Genomic DNA, 15,155 nt, shown 5'->3' with positions numbered 1-15,155 from the left:
ATCAGTACGCGACGATGGCGACGGTCGGGGGCTTCGAGTCCCCGATCGCGGAGACGATGTCGCCCCGGCCGCTGCCTTCGTCGCCGATCGCCCGGGTCTGCACCAGCACCGGCGCGTCGACCGCCGGCGCGACGGCGTTCAGGGGCAGGTAGGCGGTGACGACCAGGCCGCTCGCGAGCAGCACCCGGGCGATCTTGCGGCGGCGATCACCGGCTTCCCGGACGCTGACGCAGGTGCCCCACTGCTGCCCGGCCGGCGCTTCCGGCGTGGTTCCCTGACGGCGACGGCGTTCTTCGGCCATCCGCTCGAGCATGCTCACGGTTCCCCCTCGGAGTCCGGTGCGGGTCGAGCCGAGCGTCGCACGCGCCGCGAAGCCCGCTCAAGGTCTTCACCGGAAGTGGCCGGAACCGGTCAGTGACCACCGAACAGCCGCCGGACCTCGGTTTCGACGTCGTCGAGCCACTTGGCCCGCTGCCGCTCGTCCGCGTCGGCGACCACCCGCAGGACGAGCCGGCGAACCTCGGGCTCGCCGAGGTAGGGCGCGAGACAGCGCTTCCAGATCGCGTCCAAGGGGTCGCCGAAGAGCGTCCGCTCGCGCTCCTCCGTAGTGTCGGAGGTGTTCACCACGAGCAGCCCGCGCAGCGAGAGCAGCGACTCCGGCGCGCCGCCGGCGTCGTCGAGGCGGTACGCCACACCCGGGACGAGGATCCGGTCGAGCCAGCCGCTCAGGATGGCGGGCGGCTTGCCCCACCAGTTCGGGTGGATCGCGACGAGGCCGCCGGCGTCCCGCAGCTCCTCGCGGTGCCGGCGCACCAGCGGGTCCGGTTCGGCGGCGAGGAACTCCTCCGCGCGGGTCCCGCTCGTGTAGGCCTCTTCGGCCGTGAGCACCGGGTCGAAGCCCTCGGCGTACAGGTCGTGGAAGCGCACCGGCCGCCCGGCGCGGGTCAGCGTGTCGCGGACCCGCTCGGCGAGCGCGTGGTTGAAGCTCCCCGGGCGGGGGTGGGCCAGCAGGACCACCACCGGCCGGGACTCGTCGTCGATCACCGCGTCAGCTTGCCACGCGGACCCGGCGGCTCAGCCGGCGTTCGCCAGCAGGCCCGGTCGCGAAGGCGCGCTCTCCATCAGGCAGCGGTGGCACGGCATCCCGCGCAGCCCGTCGAGCACTTCGGCGTCGCCGGGGAAGATCGCTTCGCCGCACAACGCGGTCAACCGGTCGGGCACCGCGCCCGCGGCCGGGACGGGGATCAGGTGGCAGACGCGTCTGCTCTCGCCGACGACGCCTCGGCGTAGCCGCACCAGCGCGAGCATCCCACCGTTTTCACCCATAGCCGAAAGGTAGGCCGAACGGGTCATCCCGGCTTCGTGCCCGCGCACCAACGATCTTCGCGACCGGTGGTCCGGGATACCAAAGTCAGGCCGGTGACAGGACCGCCGCACCCAGGCGGTGGCTCAGGTTCAGGGCGAGCTCGACGTCCAGGCGGCTGTCGGCGAGCTCGCGCGGCAGCAGCTCCTGCGCCTTGCGGACGCGGTACTGCACCGAGTTCTTGTGCATCGTCAGCTCGCCCGCGGCCGTCGTGTAGCTCCCGCCGGCCGCGAGGAACACGCGCAGGGTGTCGCGCAGCCGGCCGCAGTTCTCGTCGTCGGCGCTCAGCGGCCCGAGCGTGCTCGCGACCCACAGCCGGGCCGCGTTGAGGTCGGTCGTCATCAGCGCCACCGTGCCGACCTCCCGGAAGGTCAGGACGCGGTCGCAGTGCTCGCCGGCGGCCAGCGCCAGCGCGTGCACCCGGCGGGCCTGCTGGTGGGTGTCGCGGAAGCCGGCGACGCCGGTGCCGGGATCGCCGACCGTCACGCGCACGCCCGGGTCGGCCTCCGCGAGCGCCGCGTCGAGGTGCTCGCGGCGGACCGACGCGACCGGCAGCCACGCCCACGCGCCGGCTTCGTCGCGGGGCACGAACAGCGGCCGCCCCTCCCCGCCGGCTCGCTCGAGCACCGCCGCCGTGACCGACTCCAGGTGCGAGAGCACGTCGTGGGCTTCGGACGCGTGCCAGACGATCATCCCGACGTGCGTGCCGCGCAGCCGGTAGCCGATGACCGCCTCGGCGGCGTCGACGTCGGCCGGGCCGCCGTTCTCGCCCAGCAGGTCCACCACCTTGGCCGCCCGCGCGGCACTCCGGTTGAGCAGCCACTTGTCGCGTTCGTCCTGGTAGACGCTCACCAGCTGGCGCACCACCCGCGTGATGAACTCGTAGGCGACCTTCAGCAGCCGCCGCATCATCGCCCCGAGCAGGGCCGCGTCGTCGACGTGCCGGATGCACTCCTGGAACCCGAAGTCGAGCATCGCGGCCTGCCCGAGGTCGTACGCGCGGATCAGGTCGAACACCGGGGTGCCGCGCTGCGCCAGCCGGCGCGCGTACTCCACGGCCGCGGCCGGCGGCTCGACGTTCGCGGGGTCGATGCCGTGCTGGAGGATCTGCAGCGCGGTCTCGATGTTCTGGTAGACGCTCGCCGACAGCAGGCTCACCATGCGCTCGTCGTCGTTCACCAGCTGCGGCAGGTCGGTCGCGTAGAGCTGGACCAGCTCCCCGGCCAGCTCGGCCGCCCGGTCCGCGAGGGTGGCGGCGATCTGCCGGATGCGGTCCGAGACGGCTTCTTCGTCCACCATGGAGCTACTCTACGGGGTGAACGATCAAGCCCGTCCGGTGAACTCGTCGATCAAGGCGAACGTTTCGGCCGGGGCCTGAACGTGCGGCACGTGCCCCGCGCCCGCGACGACCTCGAACCGCGCGTCGGCGAACGCGGCCGCGTAGGCCTGGCCGAACTCCGGCGGCACCACGACGTCGTCCTCGCCCCAGATCAGCAGTGCCGGGATCCGCACCCGGGCGAGCCGGCGCAGCAGCTTCGGGTCGGCGATCCGCGGCCCGGCGTAGGCCCGCAGCGCCGCCAGGTCGGCGGGGTCCGGCCCGGGCGCGCCGGGCGGCGGCTGCGGCAGGCTGATGGCGTGGCCCTCGACGTCCGGGCCGATGCCGTCGAGCACGACCAGCTCGCCGATCCGCCGGCCGCGGTCGCGAACGGCCATTTCGGACGCGACCCAGCCGCCGAACGAGCTGGCGACCACGAGGACGTCGTGGGCGTCCTCGTCGTCCAGCAGGTCGAGGTAGGTCACGGCGAGGTCGTCGACGCCGGAGAACCAGTCCGGGCGGGGCGTGCCCGCCCAGCCCGGGTGCGTCGGCGCCAGCACCCGGGCGTGCGGCGCGAAGTGCCCGACGATCGGTTCGACCCCTCGCGGGCCGGCGCCGCCGTGCAGGACCAGCACCGTGCGGTCGCCGCTGCCGGTGTCGACGAGGGGGATGTCCAGTCCCGGGTGGGGACGCAGGGTCCGGGTCATCGGGTGTCCTTTCCGGAGTGGGCGAGCATCTGGTCGACCATCGCGGCGGGCGCGTCCGGCCGGAAGCAGGCTTCGAGGTTCTCGGCGGAGTCCCGGGCGGCTTCTTCCGACCGCGGGAACAGCGCGCTCTCGTACGCCGAGAGAGCGCTTTCGACGTCGGCGTGCGCGGCGAGCGCGAGGGCCAGCTCGGTGGCGTCGAGCATGGCGAGGTTCGCGCCTTCGCCCGCGAACGGCGACATCACGTGCGCGGCGTCGCCGAGCAGCGTCACCCCCGGCACGCGCTCCCAGCGGTGGCCGGCCGGCAGGGCGTGGATCGGGCGCGGGATCAACGGGTCGTCGCTGTCTTCGACGAGGGTTCGCAGCCCGGAGTCGAACTCCGCGAAGACGTCGAGAAGACGTTCGCGATCGGCCAGCTCCGTGACCGCCGCCGGGTCGTCGTTCTTGACCGCGGCGTACACGCGGATCCGGCCGCCGCCGTTGCGCTGGGCGATCAGGCCCAGCCCTTCGGCCAGCGCGAACATCGAGCCCGGGCCGACGAGCGCGGCCGCGTCCGGGTGCCGGGTGTCCACTTCGGACAGGTGGGCTTCCACGAACGACAGTCCGGAGTAGACCGGCACCGCGGCCGACAGCAACGGCCGGACCTTGGACCAGGCGCCGTCCGCGCCGACGACCAGATCGGCTTCGACGACCTCGCCGGTGGCCAGGGTGAGCCGGCCGGCTTCCACCGCGGTCACCTTGGTTCCCCACCGGACCACGCCGTCGGGCAGTGACTCGACCAGGATCCGCTTGAGCGCGCCGCGATCGACCTCGGGCCGGGTGCCGCCGGCGGCGTCGGCGGTCTCTTCGAACCGGACGACGCCGTGGCGGTCGAGAATGCGCAGCGCCTCGCCCTCTTCCCGCGCGATGGCCCGGAACTGCCGGGTCAGGCCGGCTTCGGCGAGCGCGCGCTGCCCGGATTCTTCGTGCAGGTCGAGCGTGCCGCCCTGGTCGCGGGCGGTCGGTGACGCGTCGAGCTCGTAGACGGCCGACGCGATCCCGCGGGTGTGCAGCACGCGGGCCAGCGTGAGGCCGCCCAGGCCACCGCCGACGATCGCGATCCGGGTCATCGGAGCTCCCCGGGTTCGGGGCGCGGGGTGGCGAGCGCGCCGTTGAGCAGCGCGTCGAACGCCCACCGGGCGCGGGTGGGGCCGGGGCCGGACACCAGGTCGGCGGCCAGCGCGGCGATGTGCGGGTGGGTGTCCGGCGAAGCGGTGGCCACGGACTCGACCATGACCTCGTGCTCGCGCGCGGCCCCCGGCTTCTCCCGGCGGGTGCCGTGCTCGACGGCGGTCGCCGTGGCGGTCAGCAGCAGCACGTCGACCGCCCAGGCGGCCTGCCCCGGTGCCATGCCGCCCTCGTCGAGCAGGGCGAGCACCGCCTCGACGAGGCTCAGGTAGCGCGGCCCGCTCAGCCGGGTCACCAGCGCGACGCGGGCCAGGCTCGGGTGCGCGAACAGGACCGACCGGTAGGAGTCCAGCACCGCCCACAGGCGTTCGCGCCAGTCCCCCGCGCCGTCCAGGCGGACCTCGGCGAGCAGTTCGTCGAGCACCGCGGCGTGCAGTTCTTCGGTGTCCTTGACGTAGACGTAGAGCGAAGCGGCACCGGTGTCGAGCTCCTTGGCGAGCCGGCGCATGGTGACGCGCTCGACGCCTTCGGCGCGCATCACCGCGACGGCCGTCGCCACGATCCCTTCGCGGGTCAACGCCGGCTTCGCCGGTCGTTCCCGGCGGTTGTACGTGCTTTCCGGAGCCATACTTCCACTGTAGCGAACATGTTCGTTACGAGCATGTTCGGGCCGAACATGTTCGGGCGACCTGCGTCACAGAGCCGGCGGACGCGCGAAGTGGCCGCGCCGATCAGTGAAGCCTGCCGCACCGTTAATCGAAAAGAATCGGAAACAACCGCGAAACACGGACCAGTCGACGATCTGGTCTGGACCACTTGTCGAAGATCACCCATCCGGCGGTTTCCCGTTCTACCACAAGGCGACAAAGAGGTCCAGACCACTGCGTCAACCCCGGTTCCGCATTTTCTTCGGAAAACCGGTTAAGCAACTTTCGGGGGGTGTGTCAACTTCTCACGAGCGGTATATCTGATTTCACCGAATCCGCACCGGCCGGCCGCACCACCGGCCGGCTCGATGCCGCCCGGAGGCGCCCGTGCACCGCTTGGACCCGGCCCGCGACCACGTCATCGGGCTCTACCGGATCGTGATCGGCTTCCTGTTCGCCTGCCACGGCGTGAAGACGCTCTTCGGCGTGCTCGGCGCGAAGGCGCCCGCCGCCGTCGGGGCGTGGCCCGGCTGGTGGGCCGCCGTCATCCAGCTCGTCTGCGGCGCGCTGATCTGCGTCGGGCTCGGCACCCGCGCGGCCGCGGTGCTCGGCTCCGGCTCGATGGCCTTCGCGTACTTCACCGTGCACCTGCCGGCCGGCCTGCTCCCGATCCAGAACGGCGGCGAGGCGGCGACCCTGTTCTGCTGGGGCCTGCTGGCCGTCGCGTTCGTCGGCCCGGGCCGCTTCGCCCTGGGCAACCTGCCGGCCCTGCACCGGACCCCGCCGGAGCCGGCGCGGGCCCGCGTCACGGCCTAGAGGCGCGAGATCCCGACGCCGCTGCGCGCGTCGGGACCGTACTTCGCCAGTTCACCCGCGAGGTCGAGCGGCCCGCTCTTCGCCCGGTCCGCTTCGGTAAGCAGGTCGCGCGGGATGATCCAGACGACCTCGAACTCGAGCCCGTTGGGATCCTTGGCGTACAACGACTTCGTGGTGCCGTGGTCGGACGAGCCGACCAGGGCGCCCGCCTCCCGGAGCCGGCCGGCGAGCCGCTCGAGGTCGCCGAGCGTGTCGACCTCCCACGCCAGGTGGTACAGCCCGACCGATGTCTCCCCCGCGCCCGAGTCCGCCGCGTGCGACCCCAGTTCGAACAGGCCGAGGTCGTGGTCGTTGGTCGAGCCGGGCGCCCGCAGGAAGGCCGCGCCGCGGTGGACGTCGCCTCCCTCGATGTAGTCGAAGCCCAGCACGTCCCGGTAGAACGCGACGCTTTCGGCGACGTTCCGGACGTACAGCACCGCGTGGTTCAAACGGAAGATCGACATCGACGGCCCCCGCGCACGGAAATCGGTTGAAGTTTCAACTCTAACGTAGCACGAACGACGCCACCCAGAGCCGGCCGAGCCAGGCCGCGTACCGCTCGTCGGACCACCCGAGCCGCTCGACGAGCTGGTGCCACAGCGTCCCGTCCGTCGTGGCGAACAGCACGTCGCGACACTCCTCTTCGGCGACCGCCAGCTGCCCGGTGGCCGCGGCTTCGCGCGCGTGCCCGCCCATGCTCTCCAGCCGCTGCCGGTCGATCTCGGCGAGCATCGCCGCCGCCGCGGGGTCGCTCGCCGCCGCGCCGCGCACCGCGAGGTGCAGCCGCGCGGTGCGGCGCATGGCGGCGGTGTTGAAGACCGCGAACGCGGTGAGCCGGGTGCGCAGGTCGGGCTCGGCGAACAGGGCCCGCAGCTCCGGCCGGTCGAGCATCGGCACGTCCTCGTCGTCTCCGCCGACGGTCACGTCCCAGGTGCGGTGCAGCAGCGCCGGCTTGTTCTTGAACGCCGAGTAGACGGTCTCCGGCGCGACTCCCGCCTCGGCGGCGACGTCGGCGATGGTCGTCCGGCCGTAACCCTTCGTGACGAACAGGTCGTGCGCGGCGGCCAGGATGCGCCGCCGGTTCTCCCGCGCCTGCTCCTGTCGCCGGCTCGAGTCGTACCGCCTCTTGACCGGCTCACTCATCCGATACATCCTCACTGTATTGAAAAAAGTACTACTGCATTGGAGTCATCATGCCATCACCGACCGAGGAGTTCCTGGCCGAGATGCTGCCGCGGCAGACGGCCGCCGAACGGGCCATGCACAACGGCGACGCCGGGCCCCGCACCGCACTGTGGTCGAAGGCCGACCCGGTGAGCCTTTTCGGCGCCTGGCTGCCGATCCGCACCGGCTGGGCCGACGTGAGCGACGCCTTCCGCCGCGTCGCCGCGCAGTTCTCGGACTCCCGCGAGTACCGCTTCGAAGTCGTCGCGGCCGGCGCGAGCGGAGATCTCGCCTACACGATCGGCTACGAGCACAACACCGTCACGCTCAACGGCAGACCGGCGACGTACACCCTGCGCGTGACGCACGTGTACCGCCGGGAAGAGGGCGACTGGAAGATCGTCCACCGCCACGGCGACCGGCCCCCGGACGAGCCCGCGCCGGACGCGCCGCTCCACTCTCGGTAGGCCCGGTGACCGACCGGGCGACAAACCTTCGACACCGCATCGAGGCCCTGGTCAGGGCGGCCCGCGGTTCGTAGGGTGAGTCCACCGCAGGACACCGTGTCAGCTGTCCCGCGGGCGGTGATGCCCCCGGATCCGACCTTTCCCCGAAGCCAAGTCCCGGGGCATCACCGCGGCCGTCGCCCTCTCCCCCGATCCGATCCGCGAATCCACCGGACGACCGGCCTGGGCTCATTTACATACATACACCATGTATGTATTCTGCCCGCATGATGACACGCAGCGATTCCTTGGGTCAGGAGCGCCGGATCCGGCTGCCGGCCGGCGAGGTGCGGTACTTCGAGCGGGGCGAAGGTGCCCCGGTGGTGTTCGTCCACGGCGTGCTGACGAACGCCGAACTGTGGCGGAAGGTCGTCCCGGACGTCGCCGCGGCCGGGTTCCGGTGCCTGGCCCCGGATCTGCCGCTCGGCTCGCACGACCTGCCGATGCGCGCCGACGCCGACCTCTCCCCCACCGGCTGCGCCGACCTCATCGCCGACTTCCTCGACGCGCTCGACCTGCGGGACGTCACACTCGTCGCGAACGACACCGGCGGCGCGTTGACGCAGATCATGCTCAGCCGCCGCCCGGAGCGCGTCGGGCGGGTCGTGCTCACGCCGTCCGACTGCTTCGAATACTTCTTCCCGCCCATCTTCAAGGCCCTGCCGCCGATCGCCCGGGTCCCCGGCTCGATGGCGGTGCTCGGCCAGTTGCTGCGGATCAAGGCGCTCTACCCGCTGCCGATCCTCTTCGGCTGGGTGACCAAGCGGCCGCTGCCCGACGACGTCGCGCAGGCCTATCTCGGGCAGCTGCGGAAGTCGGCCGGGGTGCGCCGCGACCTGCGCAAGCTGCTGCGGGACGTGCACCCGCGCCACACCCTCGCCGCCGCCGAGGCGCTGCGGACCTTCGACCGGCCGGTGCTGCTCGCGTGGGCCACCGAAGACAAGCTGTTCCCGATCCGGCTGGCCCACCGGCTCGCGGCGCTGCTGCCGGACGCGAAGCTCGTCGAGATCGCCGACGCCTACACGTTCCTGTCCGAGGACCAGCCCGCCGCGCTCGCCGGGCACATCGTCGAGTTCGCGAGCGTCATGGCAGATTAGGCGGGTGCGACGTACCCAGCAGGACCGTTCCGCCGGCACGAAGGCCGCACTGGTCGCCGCCGCGCGCGAACTGTTCGCCGCCCGCGGCTACCAGGCCGTCCCGGCGGACGAGATCACCCGCGCCGCCGGCGTCACCCGCGGCGCGCTGTACCACCACTACGCCGACAAGCCGGGCCTGTTCCGCGCCGTCGTCGAAGAGCTGGAACGCGAACTGACCGAAGAGGTCCAGGCCGCGTTCGCCGGCGGCGCCGACCCGCTGACCGGCATGCTGCAGGGCCTCGGCGTCTTCCTCGACGCGTGCCTGCGTGAGGAGGTCCGCCGCATTTCGCTCACCGACGCACCCGCCGTGCTCGGCTGGGACGTCTGGCGCGAGATCGAGGCGGAGTACGGCCTCGGCCTGATCGTCGCCGTGCTGGAGCAGGCCAGGGCGGACGGGCTGATCGTCGAAATGCCCGTCCGGGCCCTGGCCCAGCTGGTGCTCAGCGCGGTGATGGAGGCGGCCCGGATGATCGCCGCGGCGGACGACCCGGCGCGGACCCGCGCCGAGGTCCAGCAGGTCCTCGGCGGCTGGCTCGCGAGCCTCCTGCGGACCTAGCGCGTCCGGTAGGTGCTGAGGATCGCGGCTCCGACCTGAGTCGTGGACACGAGGTCGAGGTCCGCGGGGGAATCGAACAGCCGCCGGCCCGCGCCGACGGCGGTCGGGAAGACGAGCACGCGGTACTCGTCGACGAGGCCGTGCCGGGCGAGGGCCTGCGCGATCCCGACCGAGCCGATGACGACGACGTCCCGCTCCTCGCGCTCGACGGCGTCGGCGAGATTTCCCTGCAGCAGCACGGAGTTCTGCCACGCGGACACGTCCTGGAGGGTCCGCGAGGCGACCAGCTTCCCCGCGGCGTTGAGACGGTCGGGGAACTCGCCCGAGCGACCCGGCCACAGCTTCGCGAACAGCTCCCACGTCGTCCGGCCGAGCAGCAGGACGCCGGTGTCGAGGAGGGTGCCGAGGCGGAACTTGTCCCCGGCCACGGCTTCCGGGCCGTGCCGGAAGGCCCAGCTGCCGGTGGCGGTGCCCCCGGAGCCGTCCGGGTCCTCGGCGACGCCGTCCAGGGTGAGGAACTCGGCGACGATCACGCTCATGACTGCTCCCGGTGGTCTTTCGCCGCGCCCTGGTGGCGCGGCCTCACCGGTACCTACCGGCGGCGGCCGCCGGATTCATCGGCCGCCGCCGGAAGGAATATTTCCTACGCCGTGACGAGGGACAGGCCGTAGGTCTGCAGGATCTCGTTCACCGGCTGGAACCACGTCTCGCCGCCGGAGCCGCAGTTGCCCCAGCCGCCGGAGGTGACGCCCTGGGCCTGGTCGCCCGTGATGAACGAACCGCCCGAGTCACCGGGTTCGGCGCAGACGTTGGTGCGGGTCATCTGGTAGACGGCACCCTGGGAGTAGTTGACGGTCTCGTTGAGCCCTTCGACGACACCGCAGTGCCAGTGCGTCGTCGAGCCCGAGCGGCACACCGACGTGCCGACCGGCGCGACCCACGAGCCGCGGACGAGCGCGTCGCTCACCGTGCCCCAGCCGAGCACGACCGGTGCGGTCCACCAGCCGTTGCCGATGCGGATGAACGAGTAGTCGTTGCCCGGGAAGGACGAGCCGGCGAAGCTGCCCATGGCCGAGCCGTCCCAGCCGACCACCGAGCTGCCGACGCCGCCGCAGTGGCCGGCGCTGACGAAGCCGCCCTGCACGGAGAAACCGATCGAGCAGCGGGTGTTGCCGTTGATGTAGTACGGGTCGCCGCCGACTGTCCCGGCCGAGAACGGCTCGGCGGCCGGCGCGGTCGCGACGGTGACCGGGCCGGCTTCGCGGGCTTTCGCGAGGAAGGCATCGACGTCGGCGCCGTGCGCGCCCGGCCGCAGGGTGACCACGACGCTGCCGGCGCGCGGGTCGGTGCGCCAGCCGCTGACGGCCGCCGGCGCGGGGTTCGCCTTGGCGGAGGCGTCGATCGCGGCCTTCGCGGCGTCGAGCTTGGCCGCGCTGACCTTCGCCGGCGCGACTTCGGCACCGGCCTGCCGGACGGCTTGCGCCGCGGCGGGGTCGGTCACGCCGACGACGAGCTTGCCGAGCGCGGGGTCGAACCACGCACCGCCGAACGCGGCCCCGGCGGCCCGCTGGGCGGCCGGCATGACCCGCGCGGCGGTCACTTCCTGGCCCAGCCGGGTTTCGGCCTGGGCGGCGGTCAGGCCGAAGTCCCGCTGCATGGCGGCGATCAGGCCGGGCGACGCGACGGCCGGGCTGAGGGAGGACGAAGCGAGGGACGCGGTCAGGACGGCGACGCCGCCGAGGGTGAGGGCGATTCTTCGACGCATGAGGTCTCCTTCGGGCAGGGGGAAAGAAACACACCGTGCGCCGAGTGTGCGGGCGGCGGCGGAGGTGGTCCAGAAATGTCCGGTCTTCTGTCCGGAATTCGCGGAGGCGAACGACTGTCCATTGCGGACTTCCGGCATTAATACGTTGCACGACAAGGGTTTCCGGCGCGCGAAAGAAGCGCGATCCGGTGTCACCCGTCCGCGCCGACGAAGGTCTGGACCAAGTACAGCACGCGGGTGCGGGCGGTGGCGGGAAACAGAGTCTGCGGGGCAGCAGAGGTGCATGACTGTCCCCCTGGGCGGCTCCGGGGAACGAATCGCAAGAGACCGGGCGTTGACAGCCCGCGCCGCGCCCGGCGGGATCGTATTTCCTACAGGATTCCGCGCCTGGGGACCGGGATGCGGCCGGCGCACCTCCTGACGCGGGAAAACCGACACCGTCCGGCCACCCCGGAATGGGTGGCCGGACGGTTGTCGCGGAAATCAGATTTCGTCGACCTGGTAGGTCACCACCCGCGCCGGGACCAGCAGCGCACCCGAGCATTCCGCGACCGCCGGACCGAATCCGTACGGCACGAAATCGCCGGCCACGAACCAGAACGCGCTGCCGTTGGCGCAGTGCGCGATGACGCGGTACCCGTACCCCTCGCCGGGGTAGCAGCTGACCGAAACTCCCTGGCCGAACAGGGTTCCGTAGCGCTCGCCGAAACAGCCGGGTGGCGCGAAGTCGCCGCCGGCGGCGGCCGCGGGCACGACCGACAAGCCGAACAGCGAAAACAGAGCGACCCCGAGAACCGCCAATTTCCTTCGCATGAAAACTCCTCAGCGCAGAGACCCGACGTTATGAAGCGTAGAAGCGCGGAAGAATTACCGGCAATTCATCGGGCCAGTGAATGCGGGTGCAGCGGAACGTCACCACGCTGCTCCATCCGGGCTAGCCCGCGACCCTGGTCGGATGGCGGACGGGGGCCGCAATTCCTCAGCGGCTGACGCAAACCCGATCGCGGCCCGCGTTCTTCGCCGCGTAAACGGCCTTGTCCGCGGCGCCGAGCACCTCGTCCACGCCGCGGCCCGCGGCCGGGTGCACCGCCACCCCGATCGACACCGAGATCCCGGCGATCCGTGTCCCGTCCGCGGTCACGACGGCCAGCGCCGCCACCGCGTCGCGGATCCGCTCCGCGACCGCCACCGAGTGGACCCGCCCGATCCCCGGCAGCAGCACGACGAACTCCTCTCCCCGCCGAACCGGCCGACCGAGTCGTAGACCCGCACCTCGGCCCGGACGGCGCCGGCGACCGCCCGCAGGACGTCGTCGCCCGCCAGGTGCCCGTAGGTGTCGTTGACGCGCTTGAAGTGGTCGAGGTCGAGCATCAGGATCCCGCAGTCGCCCCCGGTTCGCGCCGCCCGGCTCAGCTCGGCCTCGGCCCGCGCCCGCCACTCCCCGCTGGTCAGCAGCCCGGTCTTGGGGTCTCGGGCCCGCAGCTCCAGCCGCCGCCCGAGCTCGCCGCGGTGCAGCAGCACGACCGGCAGCACCAGCAGCGGCACCAGCCACGGCCGGACCGGCAGCAGCGCGGCCGCCACGACGCCGAGGCACAGCGTCGCCGCGTCGAGCAGGTTCTCCGACACCGAGCCCGCGAGGGACAGGAACGGGCGGCCCGGCTCGTGGAGCTTGAACCCGACCATCACGAGCAACGTGTTGACCAGGGCCAGCGTCAGGCCGGCCGCGATCGGCCCGGCCACGTCGGCGACGGCGCCGGCCGCGAAGACGGTGACCACGAGCGTCGCGGCCGAGCACGTCGCCCGGTACAGCCTGCTGCCCGGCACCCCGCCGGCCGTACGCCCCCAGAGGTGCCCGTAGACCAGCACCGCGAGGACGGCGGCCAGGACCGGCGGCAGCACGAGCGCCCCGGCGAAGTACCACACCGAGGCGACGCTGACGTGCGGGTTCCGCGACAGGAACCGGCGCATCCGCTCGGTCTTCGCCGACAGCTCGGTCTGCACGACCGCCGAAGCGAGCAGGACGGCGAAGAAGAGCCACTCCCGCGGGGCCGGTTTCGTCGAGGGCACGGCCAGGACCAGCAACGCGACCGCGCCGACCTCGACCGCGACGTAGTACGGCACGACTCCGGGCGGCACGCCGCGGTACGCGAAACGGGACTCCCCCTGCTGATCCACTTACCCTCCCGTGTCCGTGGATCGGCCGGGCTCCCCCGCCCGGCGGTTCCAGGATAGGCGCACCGGGCGCGTTCCCGGAAGCCACCGGACGGAGTGTCCTCAGTGGACGCTCAGTGGGCGAACGCGGTCAGGAAGCGGTCGCGGAAGGAGTCCATCTTCCAGACCGGCGCCCGCGCGGCCGGGTGCAGGCCGTCCGTCCAGCCCCAGCCGGCGATCCGGTCCAGCACCTTCGGGTCCTTGGCGACGATCGTGATCGGCACGTCGTGCACCGCGCCCTGCGGGGTGACGACCGGCGGCTGGTGGTCGCCGAGGAACACCAGGACCGTGTTCTCGTCGCCGTAGTGCTGCATGAACGAGATCAGAGTCTTGAGCGAGTAGTCGGTGGCGTCGCGGTAGGCGTCGCGGATCTTCGCCGGGTCCTTCCAGACCGACTCCGGTGCCTCGCCCGCGCCCGGCTGCGGCGCGAAGACCGAGCCGTCGCCGACCTGGTTCCAGTCCACCAGCCAGGGCCGCGGCGACCACGGCGCGTGGCTGGAGACGAGGTCGACCTCGGCCATCACCGGCTTCCGCGCGGACTTCGCGAGCTCGGTGCGCTGCAGCATCGAGAGCGTGAACTGGTCGGGCATGGTCGCGTAGGCGTAGCCGGGGCCCTGGTAGCCGACGTGGTGGGCGTCGTAGTAGGCGTCCGGGTGGTAGAACTTCTGGCCCTCCGGCCAGTCCTTGGTGTGCGCCGGGACGTCCCACACGGTCTTCCAGCCGGCCCGCTGGAACGCGCCGCCCAGGGTCAGCCGGTCGCTGGCCAGGAGGTCGTTGTAGCGCTGCTGGTTGTCGATCCACATGCCCGACTGCACGGTCGAGTGGGCCAGCCAGCTCCCGCCGCCGAACGTCGAGGAGGACAGGAACGCGCTCTTGGCGCCGATGCCCGCCGCGCGCAGCTCGGCCGTCCCCGCGTCGAGCGTCGCGCCGATCTTCGGGGCGATGGCGGGGTCGTCGAGCGCCACCCGGCCGTAGCTCTCCACGAAGGTGAGCACGACGTTCTTGCCGCGCAGCCCGTTCAGCAGCTGGTCACCGGGGGTGCCGCGGAACGCGTCCTCGGCGGCGACTTCGCCGAACGGCCGCTGCTCACGCAGGTCGCCGGCGACCTGGCGCAGGTCGTCGTAGGCCAGCGCGACGGCGCTCTGCGCGGCGAGGGGCTTGCCCGGCGCGAGCTCGACCCCGAACACCGAGCTGACGATCCAGACCACGCCGAGCACGGCCACCACGCGCGTCGCACCGGTCCGGTGCCCCGCGGCGATCCGGCTCAGCCGCAGCATCGCCAGCACCATGAACACCACGACGGCGACCGCGAGCACGCCCGCGCCGGCGAGCGCGGCCATCGCGCCGGCCTCGCCGATCTGCCCGGCGAGGAACTCGACCCCGGCGCTGAAGAAGCTCCAGTCGTAGACCGGGTCGAACGGCTTCTCCAGCGTCGCGTAGAAGCCCGTGTCCAGCGCCTTCAGCACGACGAGCAGTCCGAGCGCCAGCCCCGCCAGCACCGCTACGACCCGCCGCGGCCGCGGCGGCAGGACCAGCACGAACGCGGCGATGACGATCCCCTCGACCGGCACCCGCACCAGCGCGTCGGCGGAGAAGGCGGTGAGGTCGTCGGGAGCGAGGAGCGCGAACAGCACCAGCAGCGCGGCGAGCGCGGTCACGACCACGCCCGCGACGGCGTGCCGCCGCCCGGTCCGGGGCAACCCGAAGTCGGGCAGCGGCGCGGCGGCCGAGACGGACTTTCCAAGCATGCGGGCCTCACGTCGTTC

Annotated in this window: 19 protein-coding genes; 4 read left to right on the top strand and 15 right to left on the bottom strand. The window is 72.3% G+C overall.

From position 1 onward, the window contains the following. Window position 1: 1 nt before the first annotated feature. The 7 genes from ABFJ78_RS11810 to ABFJ78_RS11780 all read right to left on the bottom strand — a co-directional run bounded on the left by ABFJ78_RS11810 (window position 2) and on the right by ABFJ78_RS11780 (window position 5,177). Window positions 2-319, bottom strand: a complete 318-nt coding sequence (locus tag ABFJ78_RS11810; protein ID WP_436385935.1) for a hypothetical protein — start codon at window positions 317-319, stop codon at window positions 2-4. Window positions 320-411: 92 nt separating this feature from the next. After that, window positions 412-1,044: an NAD(P)H-dependent oxidoreductase gene (locus ABFJ78_RS11805; RefSeq protein ID WP_436385934.1), complete on the bottom strand. Its 633-nt coding sequence runs from the start codon at window positions 1,042-1,044 to the stop codon at window positions 412-414. Window positions 1,045-1,074: 30 nt separating this feature from the next. After that, the gene (locus tag ABFJ78_RS11800; RefSeq protein ID WP_436386768.1) at window positions 1,075-1,308 is read right to left on the bottom strand and encodes a hypothetical protein; all 234 of its coding nucleotides are present in this window, start codon (window positions 1,306-1,308) and stop codon (window positions 1,075-1,077) included. A gap of 103 nt (window positions 1,309-1,411) precedes the next feature. Then, on the bottom strand, window positions 1,412-2,662 hold the full coding sequence (locus ABFJ78_RS11795; protein WP_436385933.1) for a PucR family transcriptional regulator: 1,251 nt from the start codon (window positions 2,660-2,662) through the stop codon (window positions 1,412-1,414). A gap of 24 nt (window positions 2,663-2,686) precedes the next feature. Next, window positions 2,687-3,385 carry an alpha/beta fold hydrolase gene (locus ABFJ78_RS11790; RefSeq protein ID WP_436385932.1) on the bottom strand — a complete coding sequence of 233 codons (699 nt, stop codon included), beginning with the start codon at window positions 3,383-3,385 and terminating at the stop codon, window positions 2,687-2,689. Further along, entirely contained in the window at window positions 3,382-4,491 is a 1,110-nt protein-coding gene (locus ABFJ78_RS11785) for an FAD-dependent oxidoreductase (RefSeq protein WP_436385931.1), read from the bottom strand. Before ABFJ78_RS11785 ends, ABFJ78_RS11790 begins: the two co-directional genes overlap by 4 nt. Further along, window positions 4,488-5,177, bottom strand: coding sequence for a TetR/AcrR family transcriptional regulator (locus ABFJ78_RS11780; RefSeq protein ID WP_436385930.1), 690 nt, complete (start codon window positions 5,175-5,177; stop codon window positions 4,488-4,490). The genes ABFJ78_RS11785 and ABFJ78_RS11780 overlap by 4 nt, the downstream gene beginning before the upstream one ends. A gap of 406 nt (window positions 5,178-5,583) precedes the next feature. Here ABFJ78_RS11780 and ABFJ78_RS11775 point away from each other — a divergent pair, with 406 nt between their 5' ends. Continuing rightward, entirely contained in the window at window positions 5,584-6,012 is a 429-nt protein-coding gene (locus tag ABFJ78_RS11775) for a DoxX family protein (RefSeq protein WP_436385929.1), read from the top strand. Here ABFJ78_RS11775 and ABFJ78_RS11770 read toward each other — a convergent pair. Continuing rightward, on the bottom strand, window positions 6,009-6,515 hold the full coding sequence (locus ABFJ78_RS11770) for a VOC family protein (RefSeq protein WP_436385927.1): 507 nt from the start codon (window positions 6,513-6,515) through the stop codon (window positions 6,009-6,011). The genes ABFJ78_RS11775 and ABFJ78_RS11770 overlap by 4 nt on opposite strands. Before the next feature lie 40 nt (window positions 6,516-6,555). Then, window positions 6,556-7,194: a TetR/AcrR family transcriptional regulator gene (locus tag ABFJ78_RS11765; protein WP_436385926.1), complete on the bottom strand. Its 639-nt coding sequence runs from the start codon at window positions 7,192-7,194 to the stop codon at window positions 6,556-6,558. 50 nt (window positions 7,195-7,244) lie between these two features. Here ABFJ78_RS11765 and ABFJ78_RS11760 point away from each other — a divergent pair, with 50 nt between their 5' ends. The 3 genes from ABFJ78_RS11760 (at window position 7,245) to ABFJ78_RS11750 (ending at window position 9,413) form a co-directional block, all read left to right on the top strand. Continuing rightward, a complete protein-coding gene (locus ABFJ78_RS11760; protein WP_436385925.1) occupies window positions 7,245-7,682 on the top strand; it encodes a YybH family protein in 438 nt (145 codons plus the stop codon). A gap of 269 nt (window positions 7,683-7,951) precedes the next feature. Further along, window positions 7,952-8,818, top strand: a complete 867-nt coding sequence (locus ABFJ78_RS11755) for an alpha/beta fold hydrolase (protein WP_436386765.1) — start codon at window positions 7,952-7,954, stop codon at window positions 8,816-8,818. A gap of 4 nt (window positions 8,819-8,822) precedes the next feature. Then, on the top strand, window positions 8,823-9,413 hold the full coding sequence (locus ABFJ78_RS11750) for a TetR/AcrR family transcriptional regulator (protein WP_436385924.1): 591 nt from the start codon (window positions 8,823-8,825) through the stop codon (window positions 9,411-9,413). Here ABFJ78_RS11750 and ABFJ78_RS11745 read toward each other — a convergent pair. The 6 genes from ABFJ78_RS11745 to ABFJ78_RS11720 form a co-directional block, all read right to left on the bottom strand. Next, window positions 9,410-9,952, bottom strand: a complete 543-nt coding sequence (locus ABFJ78_RS11745) for a dihydrofolate reductase family protein (RefSeq protein ID WP_436385922.1) — start codon at window positions 9,950-9,952, stop codon at window positions 9,410-9,412. The genes ABFJ78_RS11750 and ABFJ78_RS11745 overlap by 4 nt on opposite strands. A gap of 104 nt (window positions 9,953-10,056) precedes the next feature. Next, on the bottom strand, window positions 10,057-11,178 hold the full coding sequence (locus ABFJ78_RS11740) for a S1 family peptidase (RefSeq protein ID WP_436385920.1): 1,122 nt from the start codon (window positions 11,176-11,178) through the stop codon (window positions 10,057-10,059). 483 nt (window positions 11,179-11,661) lie between these two features. Further along, entirely contained in the window at window positions 11,662-11,991 is a 330-nt protein-coding gene (locus ABFJ78_RS11735) for a hypothetical protein (protein ID WP_436385919.1), read from the bottom strand. Window positions 11,992-12,157: 166 nt separating this feature from the next. Continuing rightward, window positions 12,158-12,367 (bottom strand): diguanylate cyclase, encoded by a 210-nt coding sequence (locus ABFJ78_RS11730; RefSeq protein WP_436385918.1) that lies wholly within the window; start codon window positions 12,365-12,367, stop codon window positions 12,158-12,160. Then, the gene (locus ABFJ78_RS11725) at window positions 12,316-13,353 is read right to left on the bottom strand and encodes a GGDEF domain-containing protein (RefSeq protein ID WP_436385917.1); all 1,038 of its coding nucleotides are present in this window, start codon (window positions 13,351-13,353) and stop codon (window positions 12,316-12,318) included. Before ABFJ78_RS11725 ends, ABFJ78_RS11730 begins: the two co-directional genes overlap by 52 nt. 110 nt (window positions 13,354-13,463) lie before the next feature. Next, complete coding sequence (locus tag ABFJ78_RS11720) at window positions 13,464-15,137, bottom strand: sulfatase-like hydrolase/transferase (RefSeq protein ID WP_436385916.1); 1,674 nt, start codon at window positions 15,135-15,137, stop codon at window positions 13,464-13,466. Between the last annotated feature and the right edge of the window lie 18 nt (window positions 15,138-15,155).

The organism is Amycolatopsis sp. MEPSY49 (genome assembly GCF_051337345.1).
In the GTDB taxonomy this organism is placed as follows: Bacteria; Actinomycetota; Actinomycetes; order Mycobacteriales; family Pseudonocardiaceae; genus Amycolatopsis.
Note: the sequence above shows the minus strand (reverse complement) of the source record. Positions and strands in the feature narration are given on the sequence as shown.